This window comes from Bradyrhizobium ottawaense, assembly GCF_002278135.3.
GTDB classification, from domain to species: domain Bacteria; phylum Pseudomonadota; class Alphaproteobacteria; order Rhizobiales; family Xanthobacteraceae; genus Bradyrhizobium; species Bradyrhizobium ottawaense.
Map to the genome: position 1 here is coordinate 8,272,885 of NZ_CP029425.2, position 18,311 is coordinate 8,291,195.

Below are 18,311 nucleotides of genomic sequence, written 5' to 3' on the forward strand. Positions count from 1 at the left end.
CCGCGCGAATACGCGGTCGCGCCTGCCAGATCGATCGGAATGGAAAACTTCAATCGGAAGCTTGGAGCGGGCGAAGGGAATCGAACCCTCGTATGCAGCTTGGGAAGCTGCCGTTCTACCATTGAACTACGCCCGCTTATGCGCGGCTTGCGCGCCCGTCCTGATTAGCCGAGACGGCGCCTCCCGCCAAGCAGTTTGGCGCAGCCAGCCGGCCGGTTATTAACGTCTTGGCAAGATTTTGGGTGCGCCGGATTGTGGCGGTGTTATGATCTCGTGTCTGGGGAGAGACGTGCACTGAGTGGGGCGTGTGCATGGTGGGGCGTGGCTATTCAATATTCGACACGGCGATCGGGCGCTGCGGCATCATCTGGAGCGGCACCGGCGTGGTGGCCGTGCAATTGCCCGGGGCGCGGGAGATCGACACCCGCCGCCGCATCTTTGCGGTCCATCCCGAGGCGCGGGAGCAGCGCCCCTCCGACAATGCCGAGCTTGCGATCGACGGCATCGTGAGCCTGCTGCAGGGCAACGATCCCGATTTTTCCGAGGTCAGCCTGGATGCCGGCGGGGTGCCCGGCTTCAACCGCCGCGTCTACGAGTTCGCCTGTTCCATTCCGCGCGGGGAGACGCGCACCTATCACGAGGTCGCCAAGGCGCTGGGGGCTTCAGGCGCGGCACATTCGGTGGCACAGGCGATCGCCAGAAATCCCTACATGCTGATCGTGCCCTGCCACCGGGTACTGGAGGCCGGCAATTACACCGATCGGCTCTCTCCTTATGGCGGGGTGATCTCCAAGCGGCGGCTCCTGGCACTCGAGGGCGCCCATCCCGTCGCCAGCAAGACGCTGTTCGAGGTGCTGCTGCCGGTTGCCCCACCAAGGCCGTCCACCTAGATAAGGCGGCATGGACGCGACCACACTGCTGACGTCACAATCGATGATCGTTTCCGAGTTTCGCTGCGACGCGGGACCGGGCGATACGCCATTTGCCGAATGCCGCACTGGGCATTCCATCGCCTATGTCCGCTCGGGCAGCTTTGGCTGCCATTGCCGCGCCGGTTTCTTCGAACTGGTGGCGGGCTCGATGCTGGTCGGCGCGCCCGGCGAGGAATACACCTGCACGCATGAGCATGTCAGCGGCGATGTCTGCCTGTCGTTCTTCCTCAGCTCGGACATGGTCGATGCCCTCGGCGGGCGGGGCGAGGTCTGGCAGGTCGGCGCCACGCCGCCGCTACCCGAATTGATGGTGCTGGGCGAGCTCGCCCAGACGGCGGCAGATGGCAATAGCGATATTGGCCTCGACGAGGTCGGCCAGATCCTGGCCGGCCGTTTTGTCGACGTCGTTTCGGGCAAGGCGCGCAAGCCGGCCACCCCCACCGCGCGCGACCGCCGCCGCGCGGTCGAGGCCGCACTTTGGATCGACGACAATTCGCATGCCGAGGTCGATCTCGAACAGGCCGCAAAGCAGGCGGGCCTCAGCCCGTTCCATTTCCTGCGGCAGTTCTCGAGCGTGCTCGGCGTCACCCCGCATCAATATCTGGTGCGGTCGCGGCTGCGGCACGCAGCGCGGCTGCTCACGGATGACGACATTGCGGTCACCGATGTCGCCTATGACGTCGGCTTCGGCGATCTCTCCAACTTCGTCCGCACCTTCCACCGCGCTGCCGGCGTATCGCCGACCAAATTCCGCCAGGCCTCGCGCGGGGAGCGCAGCGTCTTCGCCGAACGCCTCGTCCTCAACTGAGACAGGTCGGCCGCATGGTGGGGTAATAGTCTGTTGACCAGACGGGCGCGTCGTACTGGGCTTACGGAACGCCGCGCGATATTACAACCAAAGAGCGAACCAACGCTCTTTGAAATGCGGCGACCCGGCAGATGAACAGTGCCCCGAGTGATGTGATTGCGGCCACACTGATCGCGCTTGCCGTTGGTCTTGCCTTCATCGCCGGCTGTGCCGTCTATTATGGCCGCCAGATCACCTCGCGCAGGATTCCGATGCAATGGGGCACCGACGGTCAGCCGGCCTGGTTTGCACCACGCCTCATCGGGCTCTGGTTCAGCTTCGGCGTCACGGCGGCCCTGTCCGCGTTCCTGCTCGTCCTCGCCCTTCATGACCCGCAGAAGCTCACGGCCCTGATCGTCGCAACGGTCAGCGTGATCGGAACGAACATGTGGGTTCACGTCTATCACCTGAAACGGGTGATCCGGTGGCAGTCGGAGGTTCCGGCGAATTAGCCGGCTGCCGAGCGCAAGATTCTCCAAGAGCCGCCCGCTCCACCCCGACTAGGGTCGTCTCCGGGCGCGCGCCATTTTCGGCGCGCTTTGCAAATGGAGACGACCATGTACGACCACATCGGGCTTCGCGTTGCCGATCTCGACGCCGCGACGCGCTTCTACACCGCGGTGCTGGCGCCGCTCGGTTACGTCCTGTGCTCCAGCGGCGACGGCTATGCCGGCTTCGGGCCGAAGGGCGAGCCGGGGCTGTGGCTGCACCTGAACAAGGGCCGCAAGGCCGACGGCGCGCACATCGCGTTCCGCGCCGGAAATCATGACGCGGTCAAGGCGTTCCACAGCGAAGGCCTGAAGAGCGGCGGCCGCGACAATGGCGGCGCCGGGCCGCGCAAGGATTACAGCCCGACCTACTACGCGGCGTTCCTGATTGATCCCGATGGCAATAATGTCGAGGCGGTTTGTGTGTAGAAGCCGCCGCGCACGAGCACTCGTAGGGTGGGCAAAGCGTAGCGTGCCCACCATCGCGTGCGAGAGCGCCGATGAATGGTGGGCACGGCGCGCGAAGAGCGCGCCTTTGCCCACCCTACGAACTCCACATCATAGGAATTCCCCGATGGCCTCCATCCACAACGACATCTCCATCAATGCCCCGGCACGCGACGTCTGGGATGCGGTGCGCGATTTCGGCGCGCTGCATGAACGGCTGGCACCCGGCTTCGTCACCGCCTGCACGATCGACGGCGATGCGCGTATCGTCACGTTCGCCAACGGTTCGGTGGCGCGCGAAGTGCTGGTCGATTGCGACGACGCGCGGCAGCGCCTCGTCTATGCCATCAACAACGAGCGGCTGCAGCATTACAGCGCCTCGGTGCAGGTGATCGCCGACGGCGACCGGAGAAGCCGCCTGGTGTGGATCATCGACATGCTGCCGAACGAGCTTGCAGCCTACGTCCAGGGCCAGACCAAGGACGCCGTCGTTGCGATACATAAAGCGTTTCCGCCCGCTGCAGCTTAGCGGCGGTCCACGCGGCTCTGTGAGTTTTCTCACAGAGCTCCGCCCTCGCCAGCCTTAACCATCGCGGCGTGCGTCCGGTTGGCTCCGCTCTCCCGGCGGCGCGACGCACGCGAGGAGCATGCCATGCGAGGTGCGGACAAGGTGATTTGCCAGGCGGCCGCCGTGCTGCTGCTGTTTTCAGTCGCGAGCTCGCCGGCGAAGGCGCAGTTCCTCGGCGGCGGAGGTGCCGGCGGCGAGGACATGATGACCCAGATGGCCCCGATGCTGGAGATGATGAAGGCGAAGATGGGCAAGCGCCGCTTCGCCATGATGATGCAGACCATGGGCCCGATGATGAGCCGCATGATGGAGAACGGCGGCGGCGGCCTCGGTGGCCTGTCCGGCGGCCATCTCGGCGGCGGCTTTGGCGCACCCAATTACGGCGGCTACACCCCGATGGGGGGCGGCACCATGCCGGCCGGTTATGGCGGCGTTGGTGGCGGCGACATCATGGGCATGCTCGGTGGTGCCGGAGGCCGCGACATGATGGCGATGATCCCGCAATTGATGCGGCTCGCCAATGTCGGCGGCGGTAGCGGCCATCGCCGCCACAGGCATCGCTAATCGGCGGCGCGAGAGAGAGCCGGCCTGATCGCAGCCTTGTTCGCGCGCGGTCCCCAGCGCGTCAGCACCACGCTGGAGAATGAGAGCAGGCCGAGCACGACCATCGAGCTTGCGGCCAGCCAGAAGAAGCTCTGCGCGGTCGCCCCGTGTGTCGACAGCCACCAGCCGGCCGCCGAGATGTAGATCAGCCGCGCCGTCTGCGCCAGCACCGGCCCGATCACCTTGGCCGCGCCTTGCGAGGAGAAATACATCGTCGTGGCAATGCCGAAAAAGGCGTAGAACGGTCCGACCGTCGAGAGATATTGATGGCTCGCCGCGCGCACGGCCGCGCTGTCGGTGAAGATGTTGATCCAGAGATCGGGGAACATCGCAACGACGCAGGCCGGCGCGCCGACGGCCACGAATGCGGATGCACCGGCGATCCAGGCGACGCGCCGTGCACGCGCGATGTTGCCTGCGCCGATCGCCATCCCCACCATCGGCACACAGGCGATGCCGAACGAGAACGCGATCGAGGTCAGCAAAAATTCGAGCCGCGCGCCGATGCCGTAGCCGGCGAGAATCGTGGTGCCGAACTTCGCCAGCATGTGGGTGAAGATCGAGATCGTCAGCACCGATTGCAGCGGCGAGAAGCAGGCGATGGCGCCGACCTTCAGGATGTCGAAAAACATCGCCCACTGAATGCGCAGGCCGCGCAGCTTCGGTGTAACCCGCGCGCGACCGGAGAACAGGTACCAGCCCATGATGCCGATGTTCATGGAATAGGCGATCAGCGCGCCGGCCGCGACGCCGCGCATGCCGAACTGCGGCACCGGCCCGAGCCCGAGGCCCAGCGTGCCGCCGAGCACGATCTGCCAGGCCGCCGAGTTGAGGATCAGGAACGACGGCAGCTTCATGTTGCCGGTGCCACGCAGCACGCCGGCCATGGTGTTGAGCAGCCAGGGCAGCACGGCGCCGCCGAAAAATACCTGCGTGTAGGCGACAGCGTGGGTCAGCACGTCGCCGCGGCCGCCGAGCATTTCCAGCACCCGCGGCCCGAAGATCAGCATGCCCAGCATGAAGACGAGGCCGAAGCTGATGCCGATCAGGATCGCATGCGCGGCGAGCGTGGCGGCGCGTTCGCGGTTCCCGGCGCCGAGCGCGCGGGCAATGGCGGAAGCCACCGCACCACCCATGGCGCCGCCCGACATCGTCATGGTCAGAATGATTGTCGGAAACACCAGCGCCATCGCCGCCAGCGCCTCGACGCCGAGCCGGCCGATATAGGAGGTCTCCGCGATCACCGTACAGGTGCCGGCCGAGAGCGCGATCACGTTAGGCCAGGCGAGAGAGAGCAACGTGCGCAGGATCGGCCCGTCTACAAGCGCGCTTCGTAGCGGCCGCGGTGGCGGCGGCAGCGGACGCTCTTGCTCATCGACCGGGATTTCGGCGATGTCGGACATGTCCTCTCCGGGGCAGGGGGCGCCATTTGCGGCGCGGCAATGCGTAGGTGTGCCGATTATTTTCTTCGCGCAGAAGGCGCGGCGAGAGGCTTGTTAGCACGGCTCGCAGCGATTCCACCTGCGCCAGCTGCAGGCGTGCCCTGCGGCAGCGCATTTCGATGGATGAAGGCTATTCGATCGTCCAGACCAGCGGCGCGCGGCCGCCAGCAGCAGCGCGCATGCGCACGCCGATGTGCCGCCCGCATCCCGCAGCCAGGCCTTCGAACAATCCCTCCAGCACCCTGGCGCAGGCGCCGTGATAGTCGGCGACGTCGTCCATCAGTTTCCAGCTCTGCTGGCGGATTTCGAACGCGCCTTCGGATTGCGAGGTCTCGGCCGTGTCATCCTGCGCCGCGAACAGCGCGTTCAGGAACGACGCGAATTCGCTTGCCCCGCCGCGGCTCATCGCCAGTGCCGCCGCGACCTCGTCGAAATATTGCATGCCGATCAGCTTGCCGGTGAGGTGCAGCAGATAGCCGGCGTCTTCCGGGCCGAACAGCTGCACCATCACGGGCGCCGCCGTGCGCACATATTCCATCGCATAGTTGCGATAGGCTTTTTCAAGGCGCGGTTTCGGCCAGCTCGCAACCGGCAAAGCCGGCGCAGTCTTCGCATCGAACAGCGGCGCTTCCAGATGCCGCGCGAACACCAGGCGCTGATCGAGCTCGAGCGGATGATCGTACTGGTGATAATAGCCTTCCAGCCCGTCCTGGCCGTCGACGCTCTGCTTGGTGCAGACGAAGCCGAGCCTGAGATCGCCGAGCGCGACGCCATTATTGGCGTGCCATCCCCGCAGCATGGCGCGGGAAACCTCGCCCGGCACGCCGCAGATCGCCGTGCCTTTCCAGATCCAGCGCGGCGGCGGATAGCGGATCCAGGCCTTGGCATCGCTCTCATACATGTATTCGACATGCACGCCGCCGATCCAGTTCGAGAGATAGTGATATTGCGCGGCCGCCACCGCCGGCGGCAGATGATCGATCCCGAGCTTCCTAAGCCCCGGCAGGAAGCGCTCCTGCTGCTGGCGGCGGAACACGCGGAAGACGAACTCCGCTGCATCCGCAGTGCCGCGCCGCGTGACGACGGTGAGAATGAGGCCGGTGAAATAGGCGTGGTAGAGGTCGGCGACCGCACGCCAGCGCTTCCATTGAGCTTCCTGCGCGGCGTCAGCTGCGGCGGTCATTCGTTTCGCTCCCGATCATGTTGCGATCGAGTGTGTCACCGCACCTTCCGGCAGGCAACATGACGCCCGTGCAGAGCGCCCTGCGTGGCCACCCGCCAATTCCGCATCACGAAGTTTGCGGTGGCGTCTTGGCCGCGCGCTCTCGCTCGACCCGTTCGGTGACATCGCGCGCCATCGCCACCGATCCCAGAACGTTGCCGCCGGAATCCCGCACCAGCGCGAAGGTCATCTCGATGTAGAGCTTGCGACCGCTCTTGTGCAGCGCGCGGGTCAGTGTCGGCCTGCCCGCAAGCTTCATGCTGCCGCTGGCCAGCGCAGCTTCAAAGCCCTTCCAGTGCGCGGCGCGCAGGTGCTCGGGAATGATCAGGTCGAGAATCTGGCCCAGCGCTTCCGCTGCGGAGAAGCCGAACAGAGCCGTCGCTGCGCGGTTCCATCGCATGATCGTGCCGGAGCGGTCCGAATAGATCAGCGCATCCGCGACGTCTTCGGCGATCCTTGCGTCGAGTTCGGATGGGTTGCTCATGTCGTCACCTCGCATGTAGCCCGGATGGAGCGGAGCGTAATCCGGGATCGTGCCACGAGTGAGACTGCCCCGGATTACGCTTGCGCTCCATCCGGGCTACAGGATCGGGCTACACCCGAAAATGCTTCGATAGTTTGAGGCCCTGGGCCTGGTAGTTGGAGCCGATGCGTTGGCCGTACATCGCGTCGGGACGGGCCAGCATCTTCTCGTAGACGAGGCGGCCGACGATCTGGCCGTGCTCGAGGATGAACGGCACTTCGCGCGAACGCACTTCGAGCACGGCGCGCGATCCTAGCCCGCCCGCGCCGGCATAGCCGAAGCCGGGATCGAAGAATCCGGCATAGTGCACGCGGAATTCGCCGACCAGCGGATCGAACGGCACCATCTCCGCGGCGTAGTCGGGCGGCACCTGCACGGCTTCCTTCGAGGCCAGGATGTAGAACTCGCCGGGATCCAGGATCAGACTGCCGTCCGGGCGGGCCGAGATCGGCTCCCAGAAGTCCTCGACGGAATAGCCGGCGCGACGATCGACGTCGACCACACCGGTGTGGCGCTTGGCGCGGTAGCCGACGAAGCCGTTCGCTTTCTCGCCGGAGAGATCGACGGAGACGGCGACGCCGCCGGAGAGATCGGCATCGTCGATATCGACGAGGCGCTCGGCGGCATGAAGCGCATCGAGCTCGTCGGCATTGAGGATGGCGTCACCGGTGCGGAAGCGCACCTGCGACAGACGCGAGCCCTCGCTGACCAGCACCGGAAACGTCTTCGGGCTGATCTCGGCATAGAGCGGGCCGTGATAGCCGGCGCCGATCATGTCGAACCGGCGGGTGCCGTCTGCGATGACGCGGGTGAAGACGTCGAGCCGGCCGGTGGAGCTCTTCGGGTTCGCGGCCGCGACGATCTCCGGCGGCAGCGCGAGGCTCTCCAGCAGCGGCACGATGTAGACGCAGTTGGTCTCCAGCACCGCGCCGTCGGCGAGGCTGAATTCGTGCAGCTTCAATTCGTCGATGCGCTCGGCGACGGTGGCGCCGGGACCGGGCAGGAAGCTGGCGCGGACGCGATAGGCGATGTCGCCGAGACGCAGATCGAGGCTCGCCGGCTGGATCTGGCTCTCGACGAAGTCATAGGCGGGCAGGATGAGACCCGCCGCCGCCATCGCCGCGATCATGCGGTCGGGCAGGATACCATTGGCGTCGGGCGCGACCGTGAACGTCAACCGGGGGTCCTCATCAGGGGTCAGATGCATCCGGACATGCCGGAAATACAAGTCTTTTACGGCTATCCGATGGACGCCTTGACGGAAAGGGCATTGCGGAATATGAGCATCACTTATCCCGTGGTGATTTGAGCCGGCCGGCTTGCAGCCACGTTAAATAAGTCGCTAAACAGGCCGGGGACCTCTGTGATCCCGGCCCGTGGATATATCCAGGCCGGTTTTTTTGTGACCGTTTTCGACGAGACGGTCATGTCGGAGGTACCTATGTCGAAGTCGACCACCAACTACCGTCCCGAAACCCGCCTGGTCCATTCCGGCACCCTGCGCTCGCAATATGGCGAGACGTCGGAGGCGCTGTTCCTGACCCAGGGCTATGTCTACGACACCGCGGAGCAATGCGAGGCGCGGTTCAAGGGCGAGGATCCGGGCTTCATCTATTCGCGCTACTCCAATCCCACCATCGCGATGTTCGAGCGCCGCATGATCGAGCTCGAAGGCGCCGAAGCCGCCCGCTCGGCGGCGACCGGCATGGCCGCGGTGACGACGGCGATCCTGGCGCCTCTCAAGGCCGGCGACCACGTCGTGGCCTCCCGCGCCCTGTTCGGCTCGTGCCTCTACGTCATCCAGGACCTGCTGCCGCGCTACGGCATCGAGACCACGCTGGTCGACGGTCTCGATCTCGACCAATGGCAGCGCGCCGTCAGGCCGAACACCAAGACGTTCTTCCTGGAGAGCCCGACCAACCCGACCCTCGACGTGCTCGACATTCCCGGGATTGCCGAGATCGCGCACAAGGGCGGCGCGCGGCTCGTCGTCGACAACGTGTTCGCAACGCCGATCTGGCAGAGCCCGCTCGCGCTCGGGGCCGACGTCGTGGTCTATTCCGCGACCAAGCACATCGACGGCCAGGGGCGCTGCCTCGGCGGCATCATCCTGTCGTCGGAAGCCTTCATCGCCGAGCACATCCACAATTTCATGCGCCAGACCGGCCCGTCGATCTCGCCGTTCAACGCCTGGGTCCTGCTCAAGGGCCTGGAGACGCTGGGCGTACGCGTGCGCGCGCAGACCGACACCGCCGCGCGCATCGCCGACGTGCTCGCGAGCCATCCGAAGATCTCGCGGCTGGTTTTCCCGGGCCGCGCCGATCATCCGCAGGCAGCGCTGGTGAAGAAGCAGATGCGTGGCGGCTCGACGCTGGTCGGCTTCGAGGTCAAGGGCGGAAAGGCTGCAGCGTTCCGCGTGCTCAACGAATTGAAGCTGGCGAAGATCTCGAACAATCTCGGCGACGCCAAGAGCCTCGTCACGCATCCGGCGACCACGACGCATCAGCGTCTGAAGCCGGAGGACCGCGCCGCGCTCGGCATCAGCGAAGGTTTTATCCGCTTCTCCGCGGGGCTCGAGCATGCCGATGATCTGATCGAGGATCTGACGGCGGCGCTGGAGAAGGCGTAGCCACGTATTCGCAATCGTAGGGTGGGCAAAGCGAAGCGTGCCCACCGTTCTCGATTACAACGACGAGGTGGTGGGCACGGCGCTTTGCGCCTTTGCCCACCCTACGGCAGCGTGCCTACATCGGCCGATAGGTCCGCACATCCCCCGGCACGTTCACGCCCAGCTTGATCTGCCCCACCGAGCGGATGATGTCGTCGCCGAGCAGCTGGGCGAAGCAGGCATAGCCCCAATCGTTCATGTGCAGGCCGTCTGCGATGACGAAGCTCTCGACCGGAATCGATTGGTTCTCGTGCCAGTCGCGCATCACCTCGAAGCGCGGGAAGATGCCGACGTGACGAAGCTCGGCGACCTTGCCGAGCAGCTTCACCATCTTGCCGGCGCTTTCGCCGCGCTGGTTGACGGCCGGCGAATATTGCGGATCGACCAGCACGATGTCGGCGCCGCCGGCGGCCTGGATGCGGCTGATGCCGTCCTCGACCATTTTGGCGGTGTCGCCGGGATCGAGATTGCGCAGCACCGCGTTGGTGCCGACCTGCCAGATCACGAGATCCGGATGCACGTCGATCACCTGGGTCTGGAGACGCTTCATCATCTCGGGCGCATCCTCGCCGCCGACGCCGGCATTGACGACGGTGATGTCGGCGGTCGGATAATGGCGGCGCAGCTGGGCGGCAAGACGATTCGGATAATTGAACTCCGGCGAGCTCGCGCCGAATCCTGCGGTCGACGACGAGCCGAACGCGACGATGAGGACGGGCTGGCCGGCGACGAGCTTGCCCGCGACATGCGGCAGCGAGCCCATCGCCTTGGAGCCGCCCTTCGGCGGCAGGCAGGGCACGCGGTTGAAGACGTCGCCGGCGGATTTGGCGACCTGTTTCACCTTGTCGATGGCGCGCGCGGTGATGCCGCGCTGCTCGGGAGAGGTTGCGGCGACATTGGTCTGTGAGGGCGAGGCGGGCGCGGGATCAGCCGACTGCGCGGGTGCGGGCGTCGCCTGTGCGGCTTGCGTCTGCGCATGGGACTGCGGGGCCGGCGCCAGCAACAACAGCACTGCTGCTGCAGGCGCGGCCAGCCATGCCGTCAGGCAAAAAGGGCGGAGAGAACTCATTAACGCTAGACCTCAATTTTGCTGCTGGGCCGGCTCCAGATGGGCTGCGTCGATCACGAACTGTGCCAACGCCCGGCCAAGGCAATCATGAACCTGCTTCGCCAGTTCGGGCCCGCGGGACGGGCTGAACAGGTCGAACTGACCCTGATCATTCCACTGCCGCATGATCGTGAAGCGATCGAACAGCGGAATATCATGCTCCTGCGCCACGACGCGCATATTATCGAGAAATGGCTGGGCCGAGATCATCGTTTCGGTACGCGGGCTGTACTGCAAATTCATCAAGACGACGTCGGCCCCTGCCTTTTGCAACGCAATAACCCCCTCGGTGACTGCGCTGCGAAATTCGTCGGGATCGATGGATCGGATGGCATCCACGGTCCCGGTCTGCCAGACGACCAAAGTAGGCGTTTTTGCTTCCATCAGCTTAACGAAGGTCGAGGCGGCCTCCTCCGCCGTTCGCTTGCTCTGTATTTCTACGGAGACGTGCACCGCTTCCGACGGCGGCAGCTTTTCCTTCAGAACCGCTTCCATGCGCGCCGGATAGGAGCTGCCCTCCGAGGACGGAATCGTGGTCGAGCGGCTGCCGATGACCAGGATTTCGAGCGGCTTGCCGGCCTTGATGGCCTCGGCGACCTTGGGAAGCTGGCTTTCGCTGGTAAGCAGATAGGACGGCAATTCGCACGCCGCGGGCGCGGTGGCAGCGCCAGGCGCAGCATCGCCCGCCCGCGCCACAGGCGCGGCGAGGCTACCGCATAGCAGGACCAGGCTCAGGAGAACCTTCGCCTTCATCAGCCCCCTCCCGCCAGATCGGCGTTGCCGACGGCGTTTTTGGTTTTCGCACCGCTCTTGTCAGCCACGCGCTTGTACCACGAAATCACCCAGGCCACGCCCCACATGATCAGGACCCCGGAGAGACTAATCAGCGCATGCATGGCTGCCCCGCCGGAGACTTCGGCGAGAATGAAATGCCCGGCGAAGGCCAGGAAGACACCGAGGCAGAAGATCTCGAGAGAATGCTGGCCACATAGAATCAATGGTCGCAGCCAGCGCGATTTCAAGCCCGGCCAATCCCGGGGTAGGAAGCGCACGGTGAGCGCGGCCAGCGCCAGGAAATGCGTGAAGCGCAGCACGTCGAGATCGGTCTTGTCGATCGGATACATCCACTGCTCGACCCGCTTCGGCATGAATTGGGAGAGCTGCGGCACGTACCAGGTCAGCGTCACGTAGAACGCCGCGGCGAGATAGGCGATCGAGATCCACATCGTCACCGGCGAAGCCAGGATACGCGACATCCGTCGCGCACCTCCGAGCGCGCACCATGCACCGAAGACGAACAGCAATTGCCAGGCGAAGGGATTGAAGGCCCAGAAGCCGTTAGGATAGGCCGACAGGTAAAGATCGTATTCCCAGGTGACCGCGTAGAGCGCGACCGAGAGGCCGAGCGTGACGTCGGGACGCCATTTCATCGACCACAGGATCAGCGGCAGTGCCAGCATCAGCACGATGTAGAGCGGCAGCACGTCCATGTTGACGGGACGGAAGCGCAGCAGCAGCGCCTGCACGATGGTGACGTCGGGCTGCTTGAGGAAATCCATGATCCCCATCTCTTCGGTGTAGAGCGGGTTCTCGAACCTGGTCGCGACGTAGGAGATTTCGGCGAGGAAGATCGTGAACAGGAAGACGTGGGCGACGTAGATCTGCCAGACCCGGCGCAGGATGCGCGCGGTGGCGATGACGACGCCGCTCTCCAGCATCGCCCTTCCGTAGACGAAGGCGGCGGTGTAGCCGGAGATGAAGATGAAGATCTCGGTGGCGTCGCTGAAGCCGTAATTGCGGATCGTGAACCAGGTCAGCAGACTCGGCGGCAGATGGTCGATGAAGATCAGCCACAGCGCCAGCCCGCGGAACAGGTCGAGCCGGAGCTCGCGCTCGCCGATGGCGGGCAGCGTGATGGCCGGCGCCCTCGCGCGCGGCTTCGCCCCCGCGGGCTTGGCGGTTCCCGCGATCGTCGATCCCGTCACTTGGTCGGCAATGGTCATCGGGGCTTAAAAACCCTTGCGCAAATCGCGACGTCGAGAAGTGTACCGGCCCGGACGTCGTCTCGCAAAGCGGCCGGATCACGTCCGGGTGTCATTCCCCTCGAATTCTGGCGGGACGATGTCGCCAAAGCCGCCTCCGGCGTTTGGTTCCAGCGCCGGATTTCGGTATGATAGCAACCATGTACCGCGCCGTGACCCGCCAGATCGAAGTGACCGTCGAGCCGAACTTTGTTCCGGAGCAGTCGTCGGCCGACCGCTCCCGCTACTTCTGGTCCTACACCATCGTCATCGTCAATTCGGGCGAGGAGACCGTGCAGCTCAAGACGCGGCACTGGATCATCACCGATGCCTCCGGCCGCCAGCAGGAGGTCAAGGGCGAGGGCGTGGTTGGCGAGCAGCCGATCCTGGCCCCCGGCGAGCGCTTCGAATACACCTCCGGCGTCCCGCTTTCGACCGCCTCCGGCTTCATGACCGGCCGCTACCAGATGGTCACCGAAAGCGGCGAGCGCTTCGAGATCGACGTTCCCGCGTTTTCGCTTGATAGTCCCGACAACAAGCGGGTGTTGAATTAGGGCCTCGCTCGTGTCCCGGACGCGCCGCAACGCGAAGCGTTGCTGCGCAGAGCCGGGACCCAGGGGCGGCCCGGCACGCGGCGAGATGGGCCCCGGCTCTGCAGCGCACCGCACCGGACGATGCTTCGCATCACCGGGAGCGCTGCGCTGCGTCCGGGGCACGAGAGCAGAGTGTGGCGCACGCATTCTCCACGTCGTCGTTGCGATGCTCCAATGCAGATCCCAGCGGCAGTGCCGTAGGGTGGGCAAAGGCGCTTAAGCGCCGTGCCCACGATCTCCATCGATAAGCAACAAAGACGTGGGCACGAACGAGATTGAGCTTGTGGCAGGCAGCTCGGCTTGCAGACACGCCTTCGCGGCCTCGCGGCTCAATTCGCCCGAGCTTTGCTTCATCGCTCACCCTCATTAGCCAAGAGGGCGCAGGGAAGACCGGGTGCCGGCTCGCACCCGCGGTCCGCTGCGCGAAATGCACGCGCAAGAAGAACCGCACAGCAGCATACAGGTGGTGCCGAACACTCGGCCTTCCCTGCGCAGTGGCTGGACGGCTTATGCCGTGATCTCCCGGGAGCCGACCATTCCTTCTGGCCTCCCTCGCCCCGCGAATTGGATGATGCAGTCTGCCCGGTTGGGCTCGCTCGCACCTTCGCAAGACTTGACCGTGGCAACGACGGCCAGGACCACACGGTTTTGCCGTACGCACGGCCCGCCATTTCGCCGCAGTTTTTCCTGGCCCCGTCGACGAAGCCGGAAACTTACAGACGAGACGAAGCCTAGCAGCGCCGTCGTCTGCACGAAGCCTCGGACTCACAGGGACTACCCGCCCTGCCCGCACCTCTCGTGCCGACGCTGCCGCGTCCACCGCAAGCCCGGCTCGCGATGCGTGACGACACATGATCGCCCCTCTTGGTGAGCCGGGATGCGCAATTCATACGCCGAAACCGAATTTCGGCAAAGTGGAATATTTTCGGCGACGAGGATTGACAGAGGGCGACACACGCGCGGTGCCGTAGGGTGGGCAAAGGCGCGCTCTTGCGCGACGTGCCCACGAATTCTCCCAGTCACACGCAGATCGTGGGCACGCTTCGCTTTGCCCACCCTACGAAGCTACGAGAGCTCGCCAAGCGCCTGCGAATTACGCGTCCTCCACGCCGGCCTCGTCCGGCGTGAAATCGTACACCGACGAGCAGAACTCGCAGGTGACGACGACCTTGTCGTCCTTCACCATCGCGGCGCGATCGTCGGGCGAAAAGCTCTTCAGCATCGAGGCGACCGCATGGCGCGAGCAGGAGCATTGCGCCTTGAGCACCATCGGATTGAACACGCGCACGCCGCGCTCGTGGAACAGGCGGAACAGCAGCCGCTCGCCGGAGAGCTCGGGATCGATCAGCTCGACGTCCTCGACGGTCTCGATCAGCGAACGCGCCTCGACCCAGGCATCGTCTTCGGCAACGCTGTGCACCTCGACGCCATCGGGGGCATCGCCGGGATGCAGATCGGCCTGCCGCGCGCGCTCGGGCGCCTTCGGCAGAAATTGCATCAGCATGCCGCCGGCGCGCCAGCGATGCTTGCCGCCGTCGTTCGAACGCCACTCCTCGCCGACCGCGAGGCGCACGCGCGTCGGGATCTGCTCGGAGCGCAGGAAATATTCGTGAGCGGCGTCTTCCAGGCTGCCGCCGTCGAGCGCGACCAGGCCCTGGTAGCGGCTCATGTCGGGGCCCTGGTCGATGGTCATGGCGAGATGACCGCGGCCGAGCAGCGTGCCGGAATCCCTGGTATCGCCGAGACGCGCGGCATCGAAGCGCGCATAGGCCCGCAGGCGATCCGGCGCCATGTAGTCGACGACCAGGAACGACACCGGGCCGTCGGTCTGGGCCTGCAGGATGAAGCGGCCCTCGAATTTCAGCGCGGTGCCGAGCAGCGTCGTCAGCACGATGGCCTCGCCGAGCAGCTTGCCGACCGGCGCCGGATAATCGTGCTTGGTCAGGATCTCGTCGAGCGCCGGGCCAAGCCGCACTAGGCGCCCGCGCACGTCGAGCGCGTCGACCTCGTAGGGCAACACGGCGTCATCGATCGGAACCGCTGATGGCGCGCGAACCGGGCCTTCGGGGCCGGCTTTCATCTCAGGGGATTGGGAAACCATGGGGCGTTATCTGGGGTCGGAGGGCGGAAATGGAAGGGGGCGGCGGCGGTGGTATGTTCCGGATACAAGTCGAACTGAACGAAGCAACCTCAAACTCGGTGTCGTCCCGGGGCGCGCGAAGCGCGAGCCCGGGATCCATAACCACAGGATGACGTGATGGCGCGAGCTGACAACTCCGAGTCCTCGCCAAACTCAGTCCTGTGGCTATGGGTCCCGGATCGGCGCTCCGTTCTGGACAACGCTACGCGTTGCCAGAAGCTGCGCTTGTCCGGGACGACACCGTATGTGAGGTGATCGCCGGGCCTCCAGCGAAGCTACTTCACCGCGTCAAAACACCAGGCCAGAATGCCCTTCTGCGCATGCAGGCGGTTTTCGGCCTCGTCGAACACGACCGATTGCGGACCGTCGATCACTTCATCCGTGACCTCCTCGCCGCGATGGGCGGGCAGGCAGTGCATGAACAGCGCGTCGGGCTTGGCCAGCGACATCAGCTTGCCGTTGACCTGATAGGGCTTCAGCACGTTGTGGCGGTGCTCGCCTTCCTTGTCGCCCATCGACACCCAGGTGTCGGTGACGACGCAGTCGGCGCCGCGCACGGCGGCTTCCGGATCGGTGCCGAGCATGATCGGCGCGCCGGTCGCCTTGATGAAGTCGCGCATCGCCTTTTTCGGCGCGAGCTCCGGCGGCGTTGCGACATTGAGCTGGAACTTGAAGCGCTCGGCGGCGTGAGCCCAGGACGCCAGCACGTTGTTGTCGTCGCCGGTCCAGGCCACCGTCTTGCCCTCGATCGGGCCGCGATGCTCCTCATAGGTCATGAGGTCGGCCATCACCTGGCAGGGATGCGAGCGCCGCGTCAGGCCGTTGATGACCGGCACGGTGGCGTTGGCCGCGAGCTCCAGCAGCGCATCGTGGTTGAGGATGCGGATCATGATGGCGTCGACATAGCGCGACAGCACGCGCGCGGTGTCGGCGATGGTCTCGCCGCGGCCGAGCTGCATCTCGGCACCGGTGAGCATGATGGGCTCGCCGCCGAGCTGACGCATCGCGACGTCGAACGACACGCGTGTCCGGGTCGACGGGCGCTCGAAGATCATCGCCAGCGTCTTGCCTTCGAGCGGCCTGACCGGCTGCTGCGCCTTCTGCTTCGCCTTCATCGCGGACGAAGCTGCAAGCATGCGCTTGAGCTCCGACAGCGGCAGCTCGTTGATATCGAGGAAGTGCTTTGGAGTTTTATTGGGGGACTTGCTCATCAGCTTGCCGCCCGCTTGGTCTGGCTGGACGAGATTGCGGCGCAGGCGCGCTCGAGCCGCCCGACGCTGTCCTCGATCTCGGCTTCGGTCACGATCAGCGGCGGCAGGAAACGCACGACATTGTCGCCGGCCCCGACAGTGAGCAGCTTTTCGTGACGCAGGGCCGCGACCAGATCGCCGGAGGGCACCACGGCCTTGATGCCGATCAGGAGGCCTTCGCCGCGCACTTCGCTGACGACATCGGGATGACGGTCGATCACGGAGGCAAGCTTCTGCTTCAGCAGCAGCGACATTCTCTGCACGTGGTCGAAGAAGCCGGGCTTGAGCATGACGTCGAGCACCGCGTTGGCCGCGGAGATCGCCAGCGGATTGCCGCCGAAGGTCGAGCCGTGCGAGCCGGGCCCCATGCCGGCGGCCGCATCCGCGGTCGCCAGCACCGCGCCGATCGGGAAGCCGCCGCCAAGCGCCTTCGCCAGCGACATCACGTCCGGCGTGACGCCGGTGCGCCGATACGCGAACAGATCACCACTGCGGCCCATGCCGGTCTGCACCTCGTCGAAGGCGAGCAGCAGGCCCTTCTCGTCGCAGAGCTGGCGCAACGCCTTGAGGAAGGTCGGCGTTGCCGAACGCACGCCGCCCTCGCCCTGGATCGGCTCGATCAGGATGCCCGCGGTGTGCGGGCCGATCGCCTTCTTGACGGCCTCGATATCGCCATGCGGCACCTGGTCGAAGCCATCCATGGGCGGGCCAAAGCCTTCGAGATATTTTGCAGATCCGGTCGCGGCGAGCGTCGCCAGCGTACGGCCGTGAAAGGCGCCTTCGAAGGTGATGATGCGATAACGTTCCGGATGTCCCTTGGAGAAGTGATGATGGCGGACCAGCTTGATCACACCCTCCAGCGCTTCGGCGCCCGAATTGCAGAAGAACACGAAGTCGGCAAAGCTCTCGTTGCAGAGCCGGTTGGCGAGCTTCTCGCCATCCGGGCTCTGGAACAGGTTCGACATGTGCCAGAGCTTCGTCGCCTGCTCCTGCAGCGCCTTGATCAGATGCGGGTGGCAATGGCCGAGCGCATTCACAGCCACGCCCGAGGTGAAATCGAGATAGCGATCGCCATTGGTCGCGATCAGCCAGCAGCCTTCGCCGCGCTCGAAGCCGAGGTCGGCTCTGGCGAAAACGGGGAGCAAATGCGGCGCTGCGCTGTTAGTCATGATGTCACTTGAATGTTGCGGACGGTGTGACGCGTGCATTGCGCAACGCACCATCGACCGGCCCGGAAAACGAAACGTGCCGCCTTTTAAGGGCGGCACGCGCGACTATCTTATGCCTGGCAAGACGGGTGTCAATGCCGCCCGGAAAGCCTCGGGAAACGCTGAATCCGTAGTCTTGCGGTGCCGATTTTGCGGGTTTTCACCACGGAACATGTGGAAGCGAGTCGGCGGACTCTTGCGCGGGAGTCACGCCATATTGTAGCGTTTGGATTGTCAGATACGACATCTCG

18 protein-coding genes, 1 tRNA gene and 1 riboswitch are annotated in these 18,311 nt (G+C 65.1%); of the genes, 8 read left to right on the plus strand and 11 right to left on the minus strand.

Annotated elements, in window-relative coordinates; genetic code table 11:
* Nucleotides 1–62: 62 nt before the first annotated feature.
* Nucleotides 63–136, minus strand: a tRNA-Gly gene (locus CIT37_RS38700).
* 175 nt (nucleotides 137–311) lie between these two features.
* On the opposite strand from CIT37_RS38700, the gene CIT37_RS38705 reads away from it, so the two are divergent.
* From CIT37_RS38705 to CIT37_RS38730, 6 genes are all read left to right on the plus strand, one after another.
* Nucleotides 312–890, plus strand: a complete 579-nt coding sequence (locus CIT37_RS38705) for a methylated-DNA--[protein]-cysteine S-methyltransferase (RefSeq protein ID WP_038947291.1) — start codon at nucleotides 312–314, stop codon at nucleotides 888–890.
* A 10-nt stretch (nucleotides 891–900) separates the two neighbouring features.
* Nucleotides 901–1,740, plus strand: coding sequence for a helix-turn-helix transcriptional regulator (locus CIT37_RS38710; RefSeq protein WP_028140896.1), 840 nt, complete (start codon nucleotides 901–903; stop codon nucleotides 1,738–1,740).
* 131 nt (nucleotides 1,741–1,871) lie between these two features.
* Nucleotides 1,872–2,231 (plus strand): hypothetical protein, encoded by a 360-nt coding sequence (locus CIT37_RS38715; RefSeq protein WP_038947289.1) that lies wholly within the window; start codon nucleotides 1,872–1,874, stop codon nucleotides 2,229–2,231.
* 105 nt (nucleotides 2,232–2,336) lie between these two features.
* Nucleotides 2,337–2,696 carry a VOC family protein gene (locus CIT37_RS38720; RefSeq protein ID WP_028140897.1) on the plus strand — a complete coding sequence of 120 codons (360 nt, stop codon included), beginning with the start codon at nucleotides 2,337–2,339 and terminating at the stop codon, nucleotides 2,694–2,696.
* 145 nt (nucleotides 2,697–2,841) lie between these two features.
* On the plus strand, nucleotides 2,842–3,243 hold the full coding sequence (locus CIT37_RS38725; RefSeq protein ID WP_028140898.1) for an SRPBCC family protein: 402 nt from the start codon (nucleotides 2,842–2,844) through the stop codon (nucleotides 3,241–3,243).
* Between the two features lie 123 nt (nucleotides 3,244–3,366).
* Nucleotides 3,367–3,846, plus strand: a complete 480-nt coding sequence (locus CIT37_RS38730) for a hypothetical protein (RefSeq protein ID WP_161966289.1) — start codon at nucleotides 3,367–3,369, stop codon at nucleotides 3,844–3,846.
* On the opposite strand, the gene CIT37_RS38735 is transcribed toward CIT37_RS38730, so the two are convergent.
* The 4 genes from CIT37_RS38735 to CIT37_RS38750 form a co-directional block, all read right to left on the minus strand.
* Nucleotides 3,843–5,288 (minus strand): MATE family efflux transporter, encoded by a 1,446-nt coding sequence (locus CIT37_RS38735; RefSeq protein WP_095425040.1) that lies wholly within the window; start codon nucleotides 5,286–5,288, stop codon nucleotides 3,843–3,845. The genes CIT37_RS38730 and CIT37_RS38735 overlap by 4 nt on opposite strands.
* 169 nt (nucleotides 5,289–5,457) lie before the next feature.
* On the minus strand, nucleotides 5,458–6,510 hold the full coding sequence (locus CIT37_RS38740; RefSeq protein WP_028140901.1) for a hypothetical protein: 1,053 nt from the start codon (nucleotides 6,508–6,510) through the stop codon (nucleotides 5,458–5,460).
* A gap of 106 nt (nucleotides 6,511–6,616) precedes the next feature.
* Nucleotides 6,617–7,033 carry a PAS domain S-box protein gene (locus tag CIT37_RS38745; RefSeq protein ID WP_095425039.1) on the minus strand — a complete coding sequence of 139 codons (417 nt, stop codon included), beginning with the start codon at nucleotides 7,031–7,033 and terminating at the stop codon, nucleotides 6,617–6,619.
* Between the two features lie 109 nt (nucleotides 7,034–7,142).
* Nucleotides 7,143–8,279, minus strand: a complete 1,137-nt coding sequence (locus tag CIT37_RS38750) for a 2'-deoxycytidine 5'-triphosphate deaminase (RefSeq protein WP_095425038.1) — start codon at nucleotides 8,277–8,279, stop codon at nucleotides 7,143–7,145.
* 80 nt (nucleotides 8,280–8,359) lie between these two features.
* Nucleotides 8,360–8,439, plus strand: a riboswitch (SAM riboswitch).
* Nucleotides 8,440–8,513: 74 nt separating this feature from the next.
* Between CIT37_RS38750 and CIT37_RS38755 the strand changes: the two genes are divergently transcribed.
* Nucleotides 8,514–9,701 (plus strand): O-succinylhomoserine sulfhydrylase, encoded by a 1,188-nt coding sequence (locus tag CIT37_RS38755; protein WP_028140904.1) that lies wholly within the window; start codon nucleotides 8,514–8,516, stop codon nucleotides 9,699–9,701.
* 115 nt (nucleotides 9,702–9,816) lie between these two features.
* On the opposite strand, the gene CIT37_RS38760 is transcribed toward CIT37_RS38755, so the two are convergent.
* The 3 genes from CIT37_RS38760 to CIT37_RS38770 are packed head-to-tail and all read right to left on the minus strand — an operon-like array spanning nucleotide 9,817 to nucleotide 12,851.
* Nucleotides 9,817–10,809 carry an SGNH/GDSL hydrolase family protein gene (locus tag CIT37_RS38760; protein ID WP_028140905.1) on the minus strand — a complete coding sequence of 331 codons (993 nt, stop codon included), beginning with the start codon at nucleotides 10,807–10,809 and terminating at the stop codon, nucleotides 9,817–9,819.
* 12 nt (nucleotides 10,810–10,821) lie between these two features.
* Complete coding sequence (locus CIT37_RS38765; protein ID WP_028140906.1) at nucleotides 10,822–11,601, minus strand: SGNH/GDSL hydrolase family protein; 780 nt, start codon at nucleotides 11,599–11,601, stop codon at nucleotides 10,822–10,824.
* On the minus strand, nucleotides 11,601–12,851 hold the full coding sequence (locus CIT37_RS38770) for an OpgC domain-containing protein (protein ID WP_028140907.1): 1,251 nt from the start codon (nucleotides 12,849–12,851) through the stop codon (nucleotides 11,601–11,603). The genes CIT37_RS38765 and CIT37_RS38770 overlap by 1 nt, the downstream gene beginning before the upstream one ends.
* A 179-nt stretch (nucleotides 12,852–13,030) precedes the next feature.
* Here CIT37_RS38770 and apaG point away from each other — a divergent pair, with 179 nt between their 5' ends.
* Nucleotides 13,031–13,423, plus strand: coding sequence for a Co2+/Mg2+ efflux facilitator ApaG/CorD (apaG, locus tag CIT37_RS38775; protein WP_026202434.1), 393 nt, complete (start codon nucleotides 13,031–13,033; stop codon nucleotides 13,421–13,423).
* A gap of 1,132 nt (nucleotides 13,424–14,555) precedes the next feature.
* On the opposite strand, the gene CIT37_RS38780 is transcribed toward apaG, so the two are convergent.
* The 3 genes from CIT37_RS38780 to CIT37_RS38790 form a co-directional block, all read right to left on the minus strand.
* A complete protein-coding gene (locus CIT37_RS38780) occupies nucleotides 14,556–15,563 on the minus strand; it encodes an Hsp33 family molecular chaperone (RefSeq protein ID WP_028139789.1) in 1,008 nt (335 codons plus the stop codon).
* Nucleotides 15,564–15,877: 314 nt separating this feature from the next.
* Nucleotides 15,878–16,813: an ornithine carbamoyltransferase gene (gene argF / locus CIT37_RS38785; RefSeq protein ID WP_028139788.1), complete on the minus strand. Its 936-nt coding sequence runs from the start codon at nucleotides 16,811–16,813 to the stop codon at nucleotides 15,878–15,880.
* Nucleotides 16,813–18,021: an aspartate aminotransferase family protein gene (locus tag CIT37_RS38790; RefSeq protein ID WP_028139787.1), complete on the minus strand. Its 1,209-nt coding sequence runs from the start codon at nucleotides 18,019–18,021 to the stop codon at nucleotides 16,813–16,815. The genes argF and CIT37_RS38790 overlap by 1 nt, the downstream gene beginning before the upstream one ends.
* Nucleotides 18,022–18,311 lie beyond the last annotated feature (290 nt).

Coding starts and splice junctions, on each gene's coding strand:
- CIT37_RS38705 (WP_038947291.1), top strand. CDS start 312: ATGGTGGGGCGTGGCTATTCAATATTCGACACGGCGATCGGGCGCTGC.
- CIT37_RS38710 (WP_028140896.1), top strand. CDS start 901: ATGGACGCGACCACACTGCTGACGTCACAATCGATGATCGTTTCCGAG.
- CIT37_RS38715 (WP_038947289.1), top strand. CDS start 1,872: ATGAACAGTGCCCCGAGTGATGTGATTGCGGCCACACTGATCGCGCTT.
- CIT37_RS38720 (WP_028140897.1), top strand. CDS start 2,337: ATGTACGACCACATCGGGCTTCGCGTTGCCGATCTCGACGCCGCGACG.
- CIT37_RS38725 (WP_028140898.1), top strand. CDS start 2,842: ATGGCCTCCATCCACAACGACATCTCCATCAATGCCCCGGCACGCGAC.
- CIT37_RS38730 (WP_161966289.1), top strand. CDS start 3,367: ATGCGAGGTGCGGACAAGGTGATTTGCCAGGCGGCCGCCGTGCTGCTG.
- CIT37_RS38735 (WP_095425040.1), bottom strand. CDS start 5,288: ATGTCCGACATCGCCGAAATCCCGGTCGATGAGCAAGAGCGTCCGCTG.
- CIT37_RS38740 (WP_028140901.1), bottom strand. CDS start 6,510: ATGACCGCCGCAGCTGACGCCGCGCAGGAAGCTCAATGGAAGCGCTGG.
- CIT37_RS38745 (WP_095425039.1), bottom strand. CDS start 7,033: ATGAGCAACCCATCCGAACTCGACGCAAGGATCGCCGAAGACGTCGCG.
- CIT37_RS38750 (WP_095425038.1), bottom strand. CDS start 8,279: ATGCATCTGACCCCTGATGAGGACCCCCGGTTGACGTTCACGGTCGCG.
- CIT37_RS38755 (WP_028140904.1), top strand. CDS start 8,514: ATGTCGAAGTCGACCACCAACTACCGTCCCGAAACCCGCCTGGTCCAT.
- CIT37_RS38760 (WP_028140905.1), bottom strand. CDS start 10,809: ATGAGTTCTCTCCGCCCTTTTTGCCTGACGGCATGGCTGGCCGCGCCT.
- CIT37_RS38765 (WP_028140906.1), bottom strand. CDS start 11,601: ATGAAGGCGAAGGTTCTCCTGAGCCTGGTCCTGCTATGCGGTAGCCTC.
- CIT37_RS38770 (WP_028140907.1), bottom strand. CDS start 12,851: ATGACCATTGCCGACCAAGTGACGGGATCGACGATCGCGGGAACCGCC.
- apaG (WP_026202434.1), top strand. CDS start 13,031: ATGTACCGCGCCGTGACCCGCCAGATCGAAGTGACCGTCGAGCCGAAC.
- CIT37_RS38780 (WP_028139789.1), bottom strand. CDS start 15,563: ATGGTTTCCCAATCCCCTGAGATGAAAGCCGGCCCCGAAGGCCCGGTT.
- argF (WP_028139788.1), bottom strand. CDS start 16,813: ATGAGCAAGTCCCCCAATAAAACTCCAAAGCACTTCCTCGATATCAAC.
- CIT37_RS38790 (WP_028139787.1), bottom strand. CDS start 18,021: ATGACTAACAGCGCAGCGCCGCATTTGCTCCCCGTTTTCGCCAGAGCC.